Genomic DNA, 15,837 nt, shown 5'->3' with positions numbered 1-15,837 from the left:
CGCGGGTATCGATGGACAGCTCGAAGCTCATGCCGGGCCTGAGCACGAGTCCTTGCGGCACGTCGCGCAGCTTCACGCGCACCGCGCCGGGACCACGATCACCTCGCCGTCCACTTGCGCGTTGTCCGTGCTCTCCAGGGTGCGGTGCGTCCACCAGTACCCCCCGCCGCCGCCGACGGCGGCGAGCGCCAGGACGAACAGGAGCGCGCGCCCCTTGTTTTTCGGCTTCGCGGAGGCGCCCGCGGCGGCGCTCCCCACGGCGGGGGCTTGGGGAACGACGTCGGAAGGTGATGTCGCAGTGCTCATGCGTGACCCTCAAGGCAACTCGTTGTTGCCATAGTACAGGCCGCTGGGACATTGGCAACAACAAGTTGCCTTTGTGGAGGATCTGCGCGAAAACTCAGGAGGATCCGTTCGGTAGACTCGGCCCATGCGTCACGACAGCACCCCCCCGCCCGCTCATCGAACCCGCCGCACCGAGGGCACGCGCGTCCGTGGGCGCGCCGAGCGCGTGGTGTCGGCCGTGCTCACCGCGACGCACGAGGAGCTCGGGCGCGTGGGCTACGGCGCGTTACGCATCGAGGACGTTGCGGCGCGCTCGGGGGTGAACAAGACGACGATCTACCGGCGCTGGCCGACGAAGGCGGAGCTCGTCACGGCGTCGATGCGCGTGGCCGCCGACGAGGAGGAGGCGATCGATACGGGCACGCTGCGCGGGGATCTCCTGGCCGTGGTCATGAGGACCGTGCGGACGTCCCAAACGCCCACGGGCCGGGGCATCGTGCGGATGCTTCAGACGGAGCGCGCGGATCCGGAGGTCGAGGCCCTTTCGAGGGTCCTGAGAGATCGACGCTGGCAGCGCATGACGGCCTTGCTCGAGCGCGGTATCGCGCGTGGCGAATTGCCCGCGGACGTGAATGGGGAGATCATCCTCGACCTGATCTTCGGGGGACTCTACGCACGCCTCATCCACCGCGGCGAGGCCGTCAGCGAGGACTACGCCGCCGCGGCCATCGACACTGTGCTCGCGGGCGCATGCGCAGGTGCGGCGCGATTGCCGAACGGGTCACAGCAGGAGAAATGACCCACGAGGAGGGGCGTCGCCGGTCGCCCGTCCATGGGGGATGCAGGTAGAGCAGGCCGCTCCTTTCAAGTGATGGCCGGCGAGCACGCATCGATCGACGCCTCCTCCACGGCGGGCGGCTCGAATCGCTTTCCCGCGAGCGTCGCCCGCAGCGCGCCGGGCAGGACTGCGAGCGTGGTGATCGTCCCGAAAAACATTCCGAAGATGACGACCGTCGCGAGAGGGCGCTGCACCTCGGCGCCGGCGCTGTCCGCGAGCGCCATCGGCAAGAAGCCGAGCGCCGCGACGGCCGCGGTCGTGAGCACCGCGCGCACGACGGCCGCCGCCCCACGCGTGATCGCCTCGTCGAGCGGCTCGCGCGCGGTGAGGCGCCTCCGCACCTCGCTGGCGATCACCACCCCGTTCAGCACCGCCACGCCGCCGAGCGCAATGAACCCGACCGCCGCCGACAAGCTGAACGGCAGGCCTCGCGCGAGCAGGCCCAACATGCCGCCCACGAGCGAGAGCGGCACCATCATGAAGACGGCCAGGGCGAGCCGCACGTTCTGGAACATCCAGAGCAACATGCCGAAGATGATCACCACGACGGCCGGCACGAGCAGCGCGAGCCGCTTCTGCGCCCGCTCGAAGTTCTCGAATTGCCCGCCCCACGCGATCTGGTAGCCGCTCGCGAGCGGGACGTCGCGCTCGACGACCGCCTTGGCCTCGGCGACCCAGGAGACGAGGTCGCGCCCCCGCAAATTCACGTCGACGCGTACCGTGCGTTCCCGATCCTGCCTTCGAATCGAGCTCGGTCCATCACCCTCGGCGAGCGTGACCACTTCGCGCAGCGGGACACTGCGGCCGCTCGAGGTCTCGACGAAAAGCTCACCGAGCGCCGCCGCCGAAGGCTCGGCCGGAGGATTCAGCACGCGAAGATCGAACTTGCGCTGATCCTCGTAGATGTCGCCGACGCGCACGCCTTCGCGTGCCGCGGCGATCACGGTGAATGCGTCCTCGACCTTCACCCCGTGCCGCGCCATTTTCGCGCGATCCGCGACGGCGCTGATGACGGGCTGGCCGAGGAGCCGCTCGACGCGCACGTCACCGGCGCCTCGGATTGCCTTCACGCGTTCGCCGATCCGGTCGGCGAGCGCGGCGAGCTCGTGGATGTCGTTGCCGACCACCTTGATCGAGACGTCGGCGCGCGAGCCGCTGATGAGCTCGTTGGTGCGGTCCTCGATGGGCTGCGAGACCGAGACGAACGTCCCCGGCACGCGCGCCTCGATCGCATTCTTGAAGGCCTCGGAGAGGCCGTCGAAATCACGCGCCATCTTCCATTCCTCGGGCGAGCGCAGGCGCACGAGGAGGTCCGTGTTGTCGTTGCCGACGGGATCGATGGCGACCTCGGCGCGCCCGGTCATTCCGAGCGTGCTCACCACCTCGGGGAAGCCGTGCAGCACCTTCTCGGTCTCGAAATCGAGCCGCCGCGCCTCTTCGAGGGAGATGCTCGGCGCGCGGCGAATGGTCACGACCGCGTCCCCCTCGAAGATGCGGGGGACGAACTCCGCGCCGGCGCGGGAAAACAGGAAGGTCGTCACGACGAACGCAACCGCCGAGGCGCCGAGGAGCGGCCACCGGAGCGCGACGGCCCGGCCCACGATTCGTTCGTACCGCGAGGTGATCCACTCCATCCACCGCGGCCCGTGGCCCTCGGCGGGCGGCACGAGCGTGACGAGCAACGCGGGAAAAAAGAGGACCGAATACAAAAGGGCGCCGAAGAGGGCACACGCCATGGTCAGCGCCATCGGCCGGAACATTTTGCCCTCGATGCCTTCGAGGAACAAAAGCGGCACGTAGACGAGCATGATGATCGCCACGGCGAAGGCGACCGGGCGCGCCACGCCTTGCGCGGCCTCTGCATAGGCCCGCGCCTTCGCATCACCTGCGAGCTTTCGGCCCGCCACGGCCGCGATGACCGCTTCGAGCATCACGATCGGCCCGTCCACCAAAAAACCGAAATCGATGGCGCCGAGCGACATGAGATCACCCGTCACCCCGAAGAGGTGCATGCCGAGAACCGCCACCGTCATCGCCGCAGGGATTCCGAGGACGACCGCCAGCGCGCCGCGGAGCGTGCCGAGGAAGAGCGCGAGCACGATCGTCACGACAATCACGCCCTCGGCCAGGTTCTTCAGCACGGTGCCGATGGTGCGGCCCACGAAATCGGCGCGATCGTAGACCACTTCAATGGTGGCGCCGGGCGGCAGCTCCGCCTCGATTTCCTTCACCCGCTCGCCGACGGCAGCCACGACCTCGCGGCTGTTCCCGCCGAAGAGCATCATCACGATGCCGGTGACCGCCTCGCGTTCGCCGCCGTGCGTGATCACGCCATAACGCAGCGCCGCGCCGATCTGCACGTCGGCCACGTGTTTGACGAGCACCGGCGCGCCGTCGGCGTCCGCCCGCAGGACCACATGGGCGATGTCCTGCTCGTCGCGCAGCATGCCCTGCCCACGCACGGTGAACGATTCCTCGCGCCGCTCGACGTAGCCGCCGCCCACGTTCACGTTCGCGGTGCGGAGGGCGTCGATCACGTCCTCCACCGTCATGTGCTGGGCCTGGAGGCGCGCGCGATCCACGACGACCTGGAACTGTTTGAGCTCCCCGCCCATCGTGTTGACCTCGATCACGCCGGGCACGCTGCGGAGCTTCGGCACGATCTCCCAGTCGAGCAGCGTCCGGAGCTGCATCGGTGAATGCTGCGAGCTCCGGACCACGAATTGAAAGATTTCGCCGAGGCCCGAGGAGACCGGCGCGAGCTCGGGCGTGCCCGCCGAGGCCGGGAGCTCGCGCTCCACGGCGCGCAGGCGCTCCAGCACGAGCTGGCGCGCGAACCACACGTCCGTGCCGTCCGCGAAGACCACGGTCACGGCCGACAAACCATTCCGCGAGACGCTGCGCAGCTCGGCGCCGCCCGGGACGCCGTTGAGCGCATTCTCGATCGGAACGGTCACGGTCCGCTCGACTTCGACGGCGGAGAGGCCGGAGGCGCTCGTCAAGACGGAGACCTGGATCGTCGAGACGTCCGGCATCGCGTCGATGGGGAGCGCGCGCACGGCCACGGCGCCGGCGCCGAGGAGCAGCGCGAAGAGGACGAGCATCAGCGCTCGAAGGCGAATCGAGGCAAGGACGATACGTGACAGCATGGTTTTACCGGTAAAGCTCGCTCTTCAGGGCAAACACGCCGCGGCTCACCACGAGCTGCCCCTCGGACAAACCCGCGACGACGCCCTGGTTCGTGCCGTCGTTCGGGCCGATCTCGATCGTCGTGGGCACGACACGCTCGGGGCTCTCGGCGAGGAACACCGTGGGCCGTCCGTCGATGTACGTGACGGCCGTCATGGGCACGGTGAGCATGGTGCGCGAAGGACCGGAGGCCTGGATGATCGCGGTCACGGATTGCCCCGGCCGGAGCTTGCGTTCTTTGTTCGAAACCGCGACACGCACCTCCGCCGTGCGGGTCACGGGATCGACGACCTCGCCGACGTGGGCGACGCGGCCGGGGATCGGCTCACCTCCGACGCGCGTGATTTCGACCGGATCGTCCTTGTGGATCGCGTCGACGTTGCTTTCGAAGACCGAGAGATCCACCCAGAGGTGATCGAGGTTGGCGACGCGGAAGGCGACGAGGTGGGCGTCGACGGATTGCCCTGCGAAGATGTGCCGCTCCACCACGGTCCCTTCGAGCGGCGCGCGTAGCATGTACACGCCGAAAGGGCTGCCGGGCGAGCCGCTCATCGCCACCACGCGTTGCCGCGCGGCTTCGAGGAGGGCGCGTTGCTCCTCGTGCGTCGCGGTCGCGACCTCGTGCTCGCGCGCCGTCGTCAAACCTCGCTCGGCGAGATCGCGCTCGCGTTTTTCGTTGATCGAGGCCGCCTTGCGGTGCGCGCCGGCGACGGCCACGCTGGCCTGCGCTTCCCCGAGCTCGGCGCTTTCGATCTCGGCGAGCACGTCGCCCTTTTTCACGCTGTCGCCCTCGACCTTCGCGAGGGAACGGACGAGCCCGGGGATTCGCGTCCCCACCGCGGCGACGTGCGCCGGATCGAAATCGACGGTGCCGACGACCTTGAGGCGCGGCACGAGCGGCGCGAGGCGCACGGGCTCGGTCGTGATGCCTGCGCGATCACGAAAGGACTTCGAGAATACGATGGCCTTGCCCTCGACGTGCGGGACGTCGGCCTTGGTCACGGGCACGTCCGTTTCCCCATCACCCCCGCGTACCAGGACGAACAGGCCCGCGACGGCGAGGGCGGACAGTGCCGCGGCGATGCCCCAGCGCGCCCATCGCGGCTTTCGCTCCTCTGGCGGCGCTCGATGCTCGGCCTCGTCTCCGGAAAGGCCCTCGTCCGGGGTCTGCGGGGCTTCGGAGCCCTCGTCGATCGGGTTCGTCTCGTTTGTCACGGCAAATCTCCGGTCAATGCAACGATGTCGCCGACGATCGACCACTCGCGCGCGAGCAGCTCGAGGCGCCGCAAACGCAAGAGCGCGAGATCTCGGCGCGCGGTGAGCACGAGCAGCATGTCCCCCTTGCCGGCGGTTTTCATGGCGACCGCCGCGTCGGCCGAAGCTTGCGCTGCGGGCAAGGCCGTCGCGTCGATGATTTCGCGGGCGCGGCGCACCTTGGCGCGCTCGATTTCGAGGCCCGAGAGGCCCTGCGCGACGAGGCGCTGCTTCACCGCGGCCTCGGCGAGCGCGCGTGTTCGTTCGGCGTCGGCGCGGGCCACTTCGGCTTGCTTGCGCCGCGCGACCGGGAAGGTCCACGAGAGGCCGCCGCCGAAGCGCGGCTCGCCCAGATCGCCGCGGCCGGCGGTGACGATGAGGTTCACCGGCGGATGCGCCTCGATCGCCGCGCGCTCGCGTGCCCGCGCGTAAAAGCTCGCTTCGCGTGTCGAGGCGGCCACGTGGGGAGACGTTTCCGCAGCGCGCGCGGCGCCGGTTTGGCCGTACGTCTCGTCGAGCATGGGGGGCAGGGCGGACGTGCCGTCGGGCGGCGAGAACATGCGGCCCGTCGCGCGGGCGAGCTCGACGAGCGCGCGTGTGAGATCGGCGCGGCTCTCCTCGAGCATCACCACGTATCGCGCGTGTTCCATGCTCGCGAGCTTCTCCTCCTGCAGCGTCGCGTCGCCGGCGGCGAGCCTTTGCCTGTAGACCTCCGCCTCCGCGCCTGCGTCACTGACGAGCCCTTCGATCGTACGCACGCGCGCGGCTGCGACGAGCGCGGCCCCGTAAACGCGCACGGCTTCCCCCTCGGCCGAGAGCTGCGTCGCCTCGAAGAGCGTTTTTTGCCAGGCGACGAGCGCGTCCGCCTCGTCGATCCTGCGGGCTCGCTGCCCGGAGACCTCGAGGGGGAGCCACAAATTCGCCTGGACCGTCGCGTCCTTCGTCACGCCCTGGAGGCCTCGGTCGACGAAAACCTCCAAATAAGGATTATCGAGTGGGGCGAGCCGCGCGCCTGCGTACGAGGATTTCGCGACGCCCACGGCGCCCCGCGCGCTCACCACGCCCGGGGCGCGCTCGCGCGCGAGCTGCATGGCGCGTTCGAGGGAAGGGAAGGGGTCGGCGGCGGGCAGATCGGCCTCGGCTTGGTCCGCTTGGGATGAAGCTTCGACTCGGCGTTCTTCCGCGATTGCGGCGCTGGCGACGAGCGTCACCAAAAGCGCCACGAAATGGCCGGGCATACGTCGACGACACGCGCGAAGGACAGGCATCGTGGTGTCCCAAACACGTTTGAGGACAAACGAGTTCACCCACGTGATGTAGGTCCGGCGCAGGCAGGGTCAAGGCATTTTTTTATCGGGGCCAAACATGTTTGACTGCAAACGATGTTTGCGCGGTACGACGCATGACCCGTTCCGTCCGGTTCCGTCCCGTGTTGTCGAGTCCTGGCCTTCTCGATTTATTCCCGCTTGCCCCGTGCCCCGCGTGGGACAAACCAGACCGGCCCCGAGCTGCCACGTGTGAAATGGGAAAAGGTCATGGCCGCGTCGCGGGGGTGACCTCGGCGGGGGGCTCCGGGTAAACTGCCGCCCGTGTACACCCTTTACATCGCCAACAAGAACTACTCGTCCTGGTCGCTTCGGCCGTGGATCCTCATGGTCGAAGCAGGCATTCCCTTCGAGGAGCGGTTGCTCCGGTTCGGCGACGAGGCCGCGTGGGCGCCGTTCCGCGCGGTTTCGCCGGCCGGGAAAGTGCCGACGCTGCTCGACGGCGGTCGCGTGGTATGGGATTCGCTCGCCATCGCGGAATACCTCGCCGAAAGGCACCCCGGCGTGTGGCCGCGCGACGAGGACGCCCGCGCGTGGGCCCGCTCCGCGGCCGCCGAGATGCACGCGGGGTTCGGGGTGCTGCGCGAGAAATGCAGCATGAACATTGGCATTCGCGTGCGCTTGCACGAGACGCCGCCCGCGCTGGAGCGCGACGTGGCGCGGATCTCGGCGTTATGGACCGAGGGGCTCGGGCGCTTCGGCGGGCCGTTCCTCGCCGGGGACACGTTCACGGCGGTCGACGCCTTCTTCGCGCCGGTGGTTTTCCGGTGGCAGACGTATGGATTGCGCCTCGGCGAGGCGGCCGCGGCCTACGCGACGCGGATGCTCGGGCGCCCGTCGATGCGAAGGTGGTACGAAGAAGGGATCGCCGAGACGTTTCGCGATCCGTCGCACGACGAGGAGTGCCGCGCCGCCGGCGCGTGGACCGCGGATTTCCGAGCGAGCTGAGCGGGGCACGTCACGCGATCCGATGCAGCAGCGGCTCGTCGCGAAGGAGGCGGTGGACGTTGCCCGCGACGATGTCCGCGATCCGCGCGAACGACTCCTCCGTCGAACCCGCGACGTGCGGTAGGACGACGACGTCGTCCCGGCGGTAAAGCGGATCGGCCGGATCCCACGGCTCCTCCCAGAACACATCCAGCCCGACGCCGCCGAGCCTACCCGTCTGAAGCGCGTGCAGCAGGGCCTCTCGATCGACGATCGGGCCCCGCCCGACGTTGACCAGCAAGGCCCCGGGCTTCATGCGCGCGAAAAACGCTTCTCCCACGAGGCCCCGCGTCTTCGGCGTGAGGGGGCAATGGATGCTGATCACGTCGGCGCGGGACGCGAGATCGAGGAGGTCCTCGGGCGACGTCGTGCTGCGGGCGGCGAGGATACGCATGCCGAGGGCCTCGGCGATGCGGGCGAGGGCCGTGCCGGAGCGGCCGAGGCCGAGGATGCCGAGCGTGCGGCCCGCGAGCTCGATGCCGAGCGGCGCGCCGATGGAGCGCTCGGCGAAGGCGCGGCTCGCGCGGGGGAAGCGGCGCGCGAGGGCGAGGATCAGGAAGAGCGCGGCCTCGGCGACGGATTGTCCGTTCGTGCCGGGCGCGTTGCACACGGGGACGCCCCGGGCGCGCGCGGCCGTGAGGTCGATGCCCTCGGTGCCGACAGCCGGCTGCTGGATGAGGCGGAGGTTCTGCGGCTTGGCGATGACCTCGGCGTCGAGGCGGGCGTTCGAGGGCAAGAGGACGTCGGCGTCCTCGACCTGGCTCACGAGGGGCAGGGCCGGGTCCCACACGCGCAGCGCGACGCCGCGGGGCAGCCGCGCGCGGATGGCGTCGACGATGGGGAACCAGCCCGTGCCGCAGAAGACGATTTGCACGGACGGACCGTTACCGCCGTCGAGGCGCGGGCGCACGTGTCCAGGTCGGCCCTGTCGCGGGGGGCGGGTGTCGTGCTCCTGCCGTGTGTGGAAAAAGATACAGGCTTTTCCGTACGTCGGCTGACCGGGTTCGTGGGCTTCTTGCGCAACCTTTTGCCGTTTCGCCGACTGTTTCCGTTAGCATGGTCGATCGTATGGATCTGGCTCCGGGCTCAATCATCGCGGGACGGTACCGGGTCGACGCGCGTGTCGGCGCGGGCGGCATGGGCGAGGTGTGGGCCGGTGAGCACCTCGCGATCGGCATGAAAGTGGCGATCAAGACGCTGCTCGCCGCCGCTGCCTACGATCGCGAGGTGGTCGCGCGTTTCCGGCGCGAGGCGAACCTGCTCGGCCGCATCCGGAGCGATCACGTCGCGCGCGTGGTCGACTTCGTCGAGGATCCGAGCGTCGGACTCGTGCTCGTCATGGAGTACATCGAGGGCCAGCCGCTCTCGAAAGTGCTGCACCAGCGAAGGCTCTCCGTCGAGGAGGCGATCGACGTGGGCTGCGACGTGGTCGACGCGCTCGGCGATCTGCACCGCGCGCACGTCATCCACCGCGACATGAAGCCCGGCAACATCATGATGGAGCCGCAGCCGAACGGCAGGACGCGCGCGATCATCGTCGACTTCGGCATGGGCCGCATCGAGTCCGGCGCAGGTGAGGATCTCGAGCAGACGAACCTGACGCGCGCGGACATGGCGCTCGGGACCCTCGAGTACATGGCGCCCGAGCAGATCCTGAACTCGCGTGACGTGACGGCGGCGTCGGATCTCTACGCGGTCGGAGCGATGCTCTACCGCGCGATCGCGGGGCGTCACATCTTCGGCGACGCGCAGGACGCGGAGCTCGCGCGCGCCAAGCTGATGACGGATGCGTCGCCGCTGCAGACGGGGCGAAACGATCGGATCTCGCAAGGGTTCGTCAACGTCGTGATGCGCGCGGTGCAGCGTCGGCCGCAGATGCGTTACCAGAAGGCCGAGGACATGCTGAACGAGCTGCGCGCGCTGCAAGACGCGGTGCGCGCGGCGGCCTTCGAGAGCAGCGCGGCGCGGCATCTGCTCGGGCCTGCGAGCGCGGTGAACCCGCGGCAGTCGCAGGCGTCGTATCCGGGGTATCCCGCGACGCAGACGCCGCTCCCGTATGCGCAGCAGCAACAGCCGGTGCAGGCGCAACAAGCGATGATGCCGGCGCAGGATCGGCCGTCGCTGCCGGGCGGGCCGACCTCGCGGCCGAGCGCGAGCGCGGCTGCGCCGATCTCCGTTCCTGTGGCCGGGCAGCGACGCGGCATGTCACCGGCGGCTGTCGTGGGACTCGTGTTCCTTGCGCTCGCGGCGGGCGTGGGCGGAGCGGCTGCGTTTTTCCTGAACGCGCGGCCGCCCGAGCTTCCTGCCACCACCGCGGCTTCGACGCCGCAAGCGCCCGTGCCGAGCGCGGCGCCCACGCCGACGCCGGCACCTGCGCCTGCGCCGTCTGCGGCCGCGCCGAATCCTGCGGAAGGCGACGGCCTCGACGTCGAGCCTGCTGCGACTGCGCCGCAACCGGCGCCGAGCCAGAAACCTGCGGCGCTCGGGAGCGGCGCGTCCTCCGCGAAGCCGTTCGGCACGCTGGGCACAGGCACCACGAAACCTGCGGCGACGGGCCCTGCGCCGAACGTCGGCAAAATCAACTTCTGACGCCTGTGCATCGACCGCACCGCGGTTGATGCACCAAACGCCCAGGGTTTGCCCTGCAAAGGGGGGGCGGATAGCTACAAAAAGTTTCCCCGCGACGACTGCGCGAAGCGCAGTCGTCGCCCACCCGTCCAGGGCTTGCCCTGGTCCGGGTCCAGGGGCGGACAGCCCCTGGTCGGGCCTGGGGTGAAACCCCGGCGCTACGCCCTCGGTTTGTCCTCAGCTACTGGTCGTTCGAGCACGCCAAGAACTGCATGCCGCAGCCGTTCGACGAGTTGTCGAGCAGGCAGTTCTCGCAGTCGGATGCGGGGACCTGGCTCGACATGCAGGCCTCGCCGCACACGGATGCGCAGGCGCCGAAGCACTTGCAGTCGGTGAAGGCTTCGTAGAGCGGGACGGAGTCGGGGCAGAGCTCGGGCGGGTTGTCTTCGAGCAGGAACTGCTTGCACGAGGAGCACGTCGATCCGCCGCCGGATCCTCCCATGCCGCCGCCGGCGCCGGCTGCGCCGCCGGCGCTGCCGCCGCCGACGCCGCCGAAGCCGCCGACGCCTACGGCGACCGAGGTGCCGGGCGGGAGGGGCCCGGGGCTGGGGACGCAGGTCGAGAAGGCTGAGCTGTCCTCGGTCACGTCGTAACAGCAGGTGTCGCCTTCGAACGAGGCCTCGCTGTCGACCGAGGTGATGGTGCTCGAGCAGAAATCGCCCTGGAAGAAGTCGAGGGCTTCGCCTTGCGAGGGGCAGGCGCCTTCGAGCTCGGTCCAGTAGAAGCAGGCGCGATCGGTCCCGCATCCGGAGCTCGACACGGTGAGGAGCAAGCCGGTCGCGAGTGCGAGCGAGAGGACGGGAAGCGGTAGCGAAGAGAAAGAAAAGAAGCGCGGGTGTCGCATGTCTTCAGCGTGGCGCTTCGCGCTCGAAAATTCAATCGGAGGCGCTCGCTCGTGGGAGGTCAGCGCGGCGGGGCGGGCCGGCTTTCGGGCAGCGAGGCGAAGAAGCGCAGCAGACGCTCGGCGAGCGCCTCGGGGGCGGTCCAGTGCATCATGTGACCGGCGTCCGGGAGATCGACGTGCAGTGTGCTCGGGATGCACGCGAGGCGCTCGGCTTCGTCGGGCAAACGCAGGCCGGTCATGCCGCCGCTCACGTAGAGCGTGGGCGCCGTGATGCGGCGGAGGAAGCACTTGAAGGACTCGAGGTGGAACGGGACCGGCGCCGTCGTGCGGTGCATGGAATCGTAGGCCCACGACAAACGGCCCGAGTGGGTGCGCGTGAGCAGGCGCGCGCGGCTCTCGAGGATCGCGCGAGGTACCTGCGGGTGCCTGCGGGCGAGGCGATCGAGGGCCTCGTCGAAGGAGCCGACGGGGCGCGGGGTGCGATCGAGCGAGCGCATGTCGTCGAGCCATGTGCGCATGCGATCGACGGCTACGCTCGGCTCGGAGGCGGGGGCGCCGAGGCCTTCGAGCAGGACGAGCTGATCGACGCGCTGGGGGCGCGCGCCGGCGAAGAGCGCGGCGATCGTGCCGCCCATCGAGTGGCCGACGAGCGCGAGGCGCTTCGGGGCGAGGATGTCGAGCAGCGACGAGAGGTCACTGACGTAGTCGGGGAAGTGGTAGTAGCCGCCTGCGCCGACGGAGTCGCTCTCGCCAAACCCGCGCAGATCGGGGGCGAGGACGTCGTGACCGGCGCGCGCGAGGGGCTCGGCCACGAGATCCCAGGTGGCGCCCGAGTCCAGGTATCCGTGGAGAAGCAGGACCGTCAGTCCGCTCGGACGAGCGCTGGCGGGCTGAAAACGGTGGATGTAGAGGCGGATTCCATTGACGAAGACGAGGCCCGACCCGCTCTGCACCTTGCCACCCTTAGCAGGGATGCCGCGGCGCGGATAGTTCTGCTAGCGTCCGGGCCCGGAGGCCGGTCGATGGCTGCAGAAGGCGGCAATGGCAAGGGCGCGGTAGGGCCGAGCGGGGTGCGGACGTACCCCGATTTCTCGGCGCCCACCGTGGACAAGGTGATGGTCGAGGAGCGCGCGGCGTCCCTCGGCAAGCGCAGCATCAAGAAGGAGGCGAAGGTCGCGGGGCTCTTGCTTTCCATCGCGATGATGGATCTCACGACCCTCGAAGGGAAGGACTCGCCGGGCAAGGTGACGCAGCTCTGCCAGAAGGCGATGCGTCCCCACGCCTCGCCCGAGGTGCCGCCGTGCGCCGCGATCTGCGTGTACCCGAAGCTCGTGCCCGTGGCGAAGCGCGCGCTCGCCGGATCGAGCGTGAAGGTCGCGAGCGTGGCGACGGCGTTCCCGAGCGGCCTCTCGGCGCTCGACGTGAAGCTCGACGACGTGCGGCGCGCGGTCGCTTGGGGCGCGGACGAGATCGACATGGTGATCGATCGCGGCGCGCTGCTCGCGGGCGAGAAGACGCGCATCTTCGACGAGATCGCGGCGACGAAAGAGGCGTGCGGACAGGCGCACCTCAAGGTGATTCTGGAGACCGGGGAGCTCGGCACGTACGACCTCGTGCGCGAGGCGAGCCAGATCGCGATGCTCGCGGGCGCGGACTTCATCAAGACGTCGACGGGCAAGGTCACGCCGGCCGCGACGCCTGCGGTGACGCTCGTGATGCTGGAGGCGATCCGCGACTTCTTCTATGCGACGGGCAAGCGCATCGGCATGAAGCCGGCCGGCGGGATCCGCACGGCGAAGCAGGCGCTCCATTACCTGGTGCTCGTGAAGGAGACGCTCGGGGATGCCTGGCTCACGCCGGATCTCTTCCGCCTCGGCGCGTCCACGTTGCTCAACGACGTGCTCATGCAGCTCGAGAAGGAGCGCACGGGCGCGTACCAATCAGGCGATTACTTCAGCAAGGACTGAGGAGACACGATGACCGCCAAGGAAACGATCGTCTCTGCGACGAACGGCGAGACCCACGCGGCCCCGTCGTCGCCTGCTCAGCGTGCGGCGCTCGAGTTCGGCAAGGCGTGGACCTACGCGCCCGCGCCCGAGGCCGCCGATCACGTGCGGATCGATCCGCGTTACGAGCTCTTCATCGGCGGCAAGTGGGTCGCGCCGTCGTCGGGCAAGTACTTCGACACGGTGAGCCCTTCGACGGAGCAGAAGCTCTCCGAGGTCGCCGAGGCCAATGAGCGCGACGTCGATCTCGCGGTGAAGGCTGCGCGGAATGCGTACGAAAAATACTGGTCGAAGCTCTCCGGGATCGAGCGCGGCAAGTACGTCTACCGCATCGCGCGCGTCATCCAGGAGAAGGCGCGCGAGCTCGCCATCGTGGAGACGATGGACGGCGGCAAGCCCATCAAGGAGTCGCGCGACGTCGATCTGCCGCTCGTGGCGGCGCACTTCTTCTACTACGCGGGCTGGGCCGACAAGCTCGCGTATGCGTTCCCGGGTCGCTCGCCGCGGCCGCTCGGGGTGGCGGGGCAGGTGATCCCCTGGAACTTCCCGCTCCTCATGGCCGCTTGGAAGCTCGCGCCCGCGCTCGCGGCGGGCAACACGTGCGTGCTCAAGCCCGCGGAGACGACGCCGCTCACGGCGCTCTTGCTCGCGAAGATCATCGAGGAGTGTGATCTGCCGCCGGGCGTGGTGAACATCGTGACGGGCGCGGGCGCGACGGGCGCGGCGGTCGTCGCGCATCCCGACGTGGACAAGGTCGCGTTCACGGGATCGACGGACGTGGGCAAGCGGATCCAGAAGGCCCTGTCCGGCACGAAGAAGAAGCTCACGCTCGAGCTCGGCGGCAAAGCGGCGAACATCGTGTTCGCGGACGCGCCGCTCGATCAGGCGGTCGAGGGGATCATCTCGGGCATCTACTTCAACCAGGGGCACGTCTGCTGCGCGGGATCACGCCTGCTCGTGGAGGAGGGCGCGTTCGAGCCGCTCTTGCAGAAGCTCCGCGATCGCATGCAGACGCTGCGCGTGGGGGATCCGCTCGACAAGAACACCGACGTCGGCGCGATCAACTCGAAGATGCAGCTCGACAAGATCCGCGAGCTCGTCGACGCGGGTGAACGCGAGGGCGCCGAGCGGTTCTCGGCGCCGTGCGAGTTGCCGACGCGCGGCTACTGGTTCGCGCCGACGCTCTTCACGGGCGTGTCGCAGTCGCACCGCATCGCGCGCGAGGAGATCTTCGGGCCGGTGCTCGCCGTGATGACCTTCCGCACGCCCGACGAGGCGATCGAGAAGGCGAACAACACGATGTACGGCCTCAGCGCGGGCGTCTGGACGGACAAGGGCTCGAAGAGCTTCTGGGTCTCGCAGCGCCTGCGCGCCGGGGTCGTCTGGGCGAACACGTACAACAAGTTCGATCCGAGCTCTCCGTTCGGCGGTTACAAGGAGAGCGGGTTCGGCCGCGAGGGCGGCCGGCAAGGGCTCTTGCCGTATCTCGAGGTGGACTGATGGCACGCGCGAAGGACAAGGAGACGGCAGGGGCGTCCGCCCGCGCGGACGAGCGCGAGAATGGGTTCGTCCCGCCCGCACGTTTGTCGGTACGCAAAGCCTACAAAATGCTGGTCGGCGGGCAGTTCGTTCGATCGGAGTCGGGCAGGTACATCCAGGTGGCGGATCCGATGAGCCTCGGTGGGACGAAAGAGAACGTGCCGTGGGCGTCCCGCAAGGACGTGCGCGACGCGGTCGTCGTGGCGCGCGGCGCGTGGGAGGGTTGGTCCGGCCGAACCGCGTACAACCGCGGGCAGATCCTCTATCGGCTCGCGGAGATGCTCGAAGCGCGGCAAGGCGAGCTTTCGCGCGCGCTCGAGCGCGGCGGGCTCGATGCATCACGCGCGGCGACCGAGACGGCGGCCGCGATCGATCGCGTGGTGTCGTACGCGGGCTGGGCAGACAAGTACCAGAGCTTGTTTTCGAGCCTGAATCCGGTCGCCGGGCCGCACTTCAATTTCACGGTGCCCGAGTCGATGGGCGTGGTCGGCGTCGTGGCGCCGGCGCGTCCGGCGCTGCTCGGGCTCCTCGGCGCGGTCCTGCCGATCATCACGGCGGGCAACACGGTCATCGTGCTCGCGAGCGAGGAGGATCCGCGCACGGCGCTCGTGCTCGGCGAGGCGCTCGCGACGAGTGATCTGCCGGGCGGCGTGATCAACGTGCTCACGGGCCGCGCGGCCGAGCTGCTCCCGCACCTCGCGAAGCACATGGAGGTGGCCGCGCTCGATCTGCACGGCGTGACGCCGGAGCTCGCGCGCAAGGCGGAGGAGGCGGCCATCGTCAACGTGAAGCGCGTGCGGACGCGATCGATCGACGAGGCGGCCTGGTTCGACGCGGACGGCGCGACGAGCCCGCGCTGGATCGAGCGGTTCGTCGAGATGAAGACGATCTGGCACCCCTCGGGCGCGTGAGCGCGCATGACAACGGGCTCGCGCGGCGGTA

Annotated in this window: 13 protein-coding genes; 6 read left to right on the top strand and 7 right to left on the bottom strand. The window is 69.3% G+C overall.

What is annotated here, in order from left to right:
* Positions 1 to 72 precede the first annotated feature (72 nt).
* On the bottom strand, positions 73 to 306 hold the full coding sequence (locus QHF84_RS06275; RefSeq protein WP_281312258.1) for a hypothetical protein: 234 nt from the start codon (positions 304 to 306) through the stop codon (positions 73 to 75).
* A 124-nt stretch (positions 307 to 430) separates the two neighbouring features.
* Between QHF84_RS06275 and QHF84_RS06270 the strand changes: the two genes are divergently transcribed.
* Complete coding sequence (locus QHF84_RS06270; protein WP_281312257.1) at positions 431 to 1,084, top strand: TetR/AcrR family transcriptional regulator; 654 nt, start codon at positions 431 to 433, stop codon at positions 1,082 to 1,084.
* Positions 1,085 to 1,149: 65 nt separating this feature from the next.
* Here QHF84_RS06270 and QHF84_RS06265 read toward each other — a convergent pair whose 3' ends face one another.
* From QHF84_RS06265 to QHF84_RS06255, 3 genes are read right to left on the bottom strand one after another with little or no spacing between them, the layout of a single operon-like run.
* The gene (locus QHF84_RS06265) at positions 1,150 to 4,272 is read right to left on the bottom strand and encodes a CusA/CzcA family heavy metal efflux RND transporter (RefSeq protein WP_281312256.1); all 3,123 of its coding nucleotides are present in this window, start codon (positions 4,270 to 4,272) and stop codon (positions 1,150 to 1,152) included.
* A 4-nt stretch (positions 4,273 to 4,276) separates the two neighbouring features.
* Positions 4,277 to 5,527 (bottom strand): efflux RND transporter periplasmic adaptor subunit, encoded by a 1,251-nt coding sequence (locus QHF84_RS06260; protein WP_281312255.1) that lies wholly within the window; start codon positions 5,525 to 5,527, stop codon positions 4,277 to 4,279.
* On the bottom strand, positions 5,524 to 6,657 hold the full coding sequence (locus tag QHF84_RS06255) for a TolC family protein (protein ID WP_281312254.1): 1,134 nt from the start codon (positions 6,655 to 6,657) through the stop codon (positions 5,524 to 5,526). The genes QHF84_RS06260 and QHF84_RS06255 overlap by 4 nt, the downstream gene beginning before the upstream one ends.
* A 498-nt stretch (positions 6,658 to 7,155) precedes the next feature.
* Between QHF84_RS06255 and QHF84_RS06250 the strand changes: the two genes are divergently transcribed.
* Entirely contained in the window at positions 7,156 to 7,839 is a 684-nt protein-coding gene (locus QHF84_RS06250; RefSeq protein WP_281312253.1) for a glutathione S-transferase family protein, read from the top strand.
* A gap of 10 nt (positions 7,840 to 7,849) precedes the next feature.
* Here QHF84_RS06250 and QHF84_RS06245 read toward each other — a convergent pair whose 3' ends face one another.
* Positions 7,850 to 8,752 (bottom strand): 2-hydroxyacid dehydrogenase, encoded by a 903-nt coding sequence (locus QHF84_RS06245; RefSeq protein WP_281312252.1) that lies wholly within the window; start codon positions 8,750 to 8,752, stop codon positions 7,850 to 7,852.
* Between the two features lie 194 nt (positions 8,753 to 8,946).
* Between QHF84_RS06245 and QHF84_RS06240 the strand changes: the two genes are divergently transcribed.
* Positions 8,947 to 10,467, top strand: a complete 1,521-nt coding sequence (locus QHF84_RS06240; protein WP_281312251.1) for a serine/threonine-protein kinase — start codon at positions 8,947 to 8,949, stop codon at positions 10,465 to 10,467.
* 220 nt (positions 10,468 to 10,687) lie between these two features.
* Here QHF84_RS06240 and QHF84_RS06235 read toward each other — a convergent pair whose 3' ends face one another.
* Positions 10,688 to 11,350, bottom strand: coding sequence for a hypothetical protein (locus QHF84_RS06235; protein ID WP_281312250.1), 663 nt, complete (start codon positions 11,348 to 11,350; stop codon positions 10,688 to 10,690).
* 59 nt (positions 11,351 to 11,409) lie between these two features.
* Positions 11,410 to 12,303, bottom strand: a complete 894-nt coding sequence (locus tag QHF84_RS06230) for an alpha/beta hydrolase (protein ID WP_281312249.1) — start codon at positions 12,301 to 12,303, stop codon at positions 11,410 to 11,412.
* A 162-nt stretch (positions 12,304 to 12,465) separates the two neighbouring features.
* Here QHF84_RS06230 and deoC point away from each other — a divergent pair, with 162 nt between their 5' ends.
* From deoC to QHF84_RS06215, 3 genes are read left to right on the top strand one after another with little or no spacing between them, the layout of a single operon-like run.
* On the top strand, positions 12,466 to 13,317 hold the full coding sequence (deoC, locus tag QHF84_RS06225; protein WP_348652841.1) for a deoxyribose-phosphate aldolase: 852 nt from the start codon (positions 12,466 to 12,468) through the stop codon (positions 13,315 to 13,317).
* Between the two features lie 9 nt (positions 13,318 to 13,326).
* The gene (locus QHF84_RS06220) at positions 13,327 to 14,856 is read left to right on the top strand and encodes an aldehyde dehydrogenase family protein (RefSeq protein WP_281312247.1); all 1,530 of its coding nucleotides are present in this window, start codon (positions 13,327 to 13,329) and stop codon (positions 14,854 to 14,856) included.
* The gene (locus QHF84_RS06215) at positions 14,856 to 15,806 is read left to right on the top strand and encodes an aldehyde dehydrogenase family protein (RefSeq protein WP_281312246.1); all 951 of its coding nucleotides are present in this window, start codon (positions 14,856 to 14,858) and stop codon (positions 15,804 to 15,806) included. Before QHF84_RS06220 ends, QHF84_RS06215 begins: the two co-directional genes overlap by 1 nt.
* Positions 15,807 to 15,837: the final 31 nt, after the last annotated feature.

This window comes from Polyangium sp. y55x31, from assembly GCF_029946505.1.
Classification (GTDB): domain Bacteria; phylum Myxococcota_A; class Polyangia; order Polyangiales; family Polyangiaceae; genus Polyangium.
This window is presented reverse-complemented; position numbering and strand designations above follow the sequence as displayed.

Bases quoted from the DNA above. Each gene is read 5' to 3' on its own strand.
- QHF84_RS06275 (WP_281312258.1), bottom strand. From the start codon at position 306: ATGAGCACTGCGACATCACCTTCCGACGTCGTTCCCCAAGCCCCCGCC.
- QHF84_RS06270 (WP_281312257.1), top strand. From the start codon at position 431: ATGCGTCACGACAGCACCCCCCCGCCCGCTCATCGAACCCGCCGCACC.
- QHF84_RS06265 (WP_281312256.1), bottom strand. From the start codon at position 4,272: ATGCTGTCACGTATCGTCCTTGCCTCGATTCGCCTTCGAGCGCTGATG.
- QHF84_RS06255 (WP_281312254.1), bottom strand. From the start codon at position 6,657: ATGCAGCTCGCGCGCGAGCGCGCCCCGGGCGTGGTGAGCGCGCGGGGC.
- QHF84_RS06240 (WP_281312251.1), top strand. From the start codon at position 8,947: ATGGATCTGGCTCCGGGCTCAATCATCGCGGGACGGTACCGGGTCGAC.
- QHF84_RS06235 (WP_281312250.1), bottom strand. From the start codon at position 11,350: ATGCGACACCCGCGCTTCTTTTCTTTCTCTTCGCTACCGCTTCCCGTC.
- deoC (WP_348652841.1), top strand. From the start codon at position 12,466: ATGGTCGAGGAGCGCGCGGCGTCCCTCGGCAAGCGCAGCATCAAGAAG.
- QHF84_RS06220 (WP_281312247.1), top strand. From the start codon at position 13,327: ATGACCGCCAAGGAAACGATCGTCTCTGCGACGAACGGCGAGACCCAC.
- QHF84_RS06215 (WP_281312246.1), top strand. From the start codon at position 14,856: ATGGCACGCGCGAAGGACAAGGAGACGGCAGGGGCGTCCGCCCGCGCG.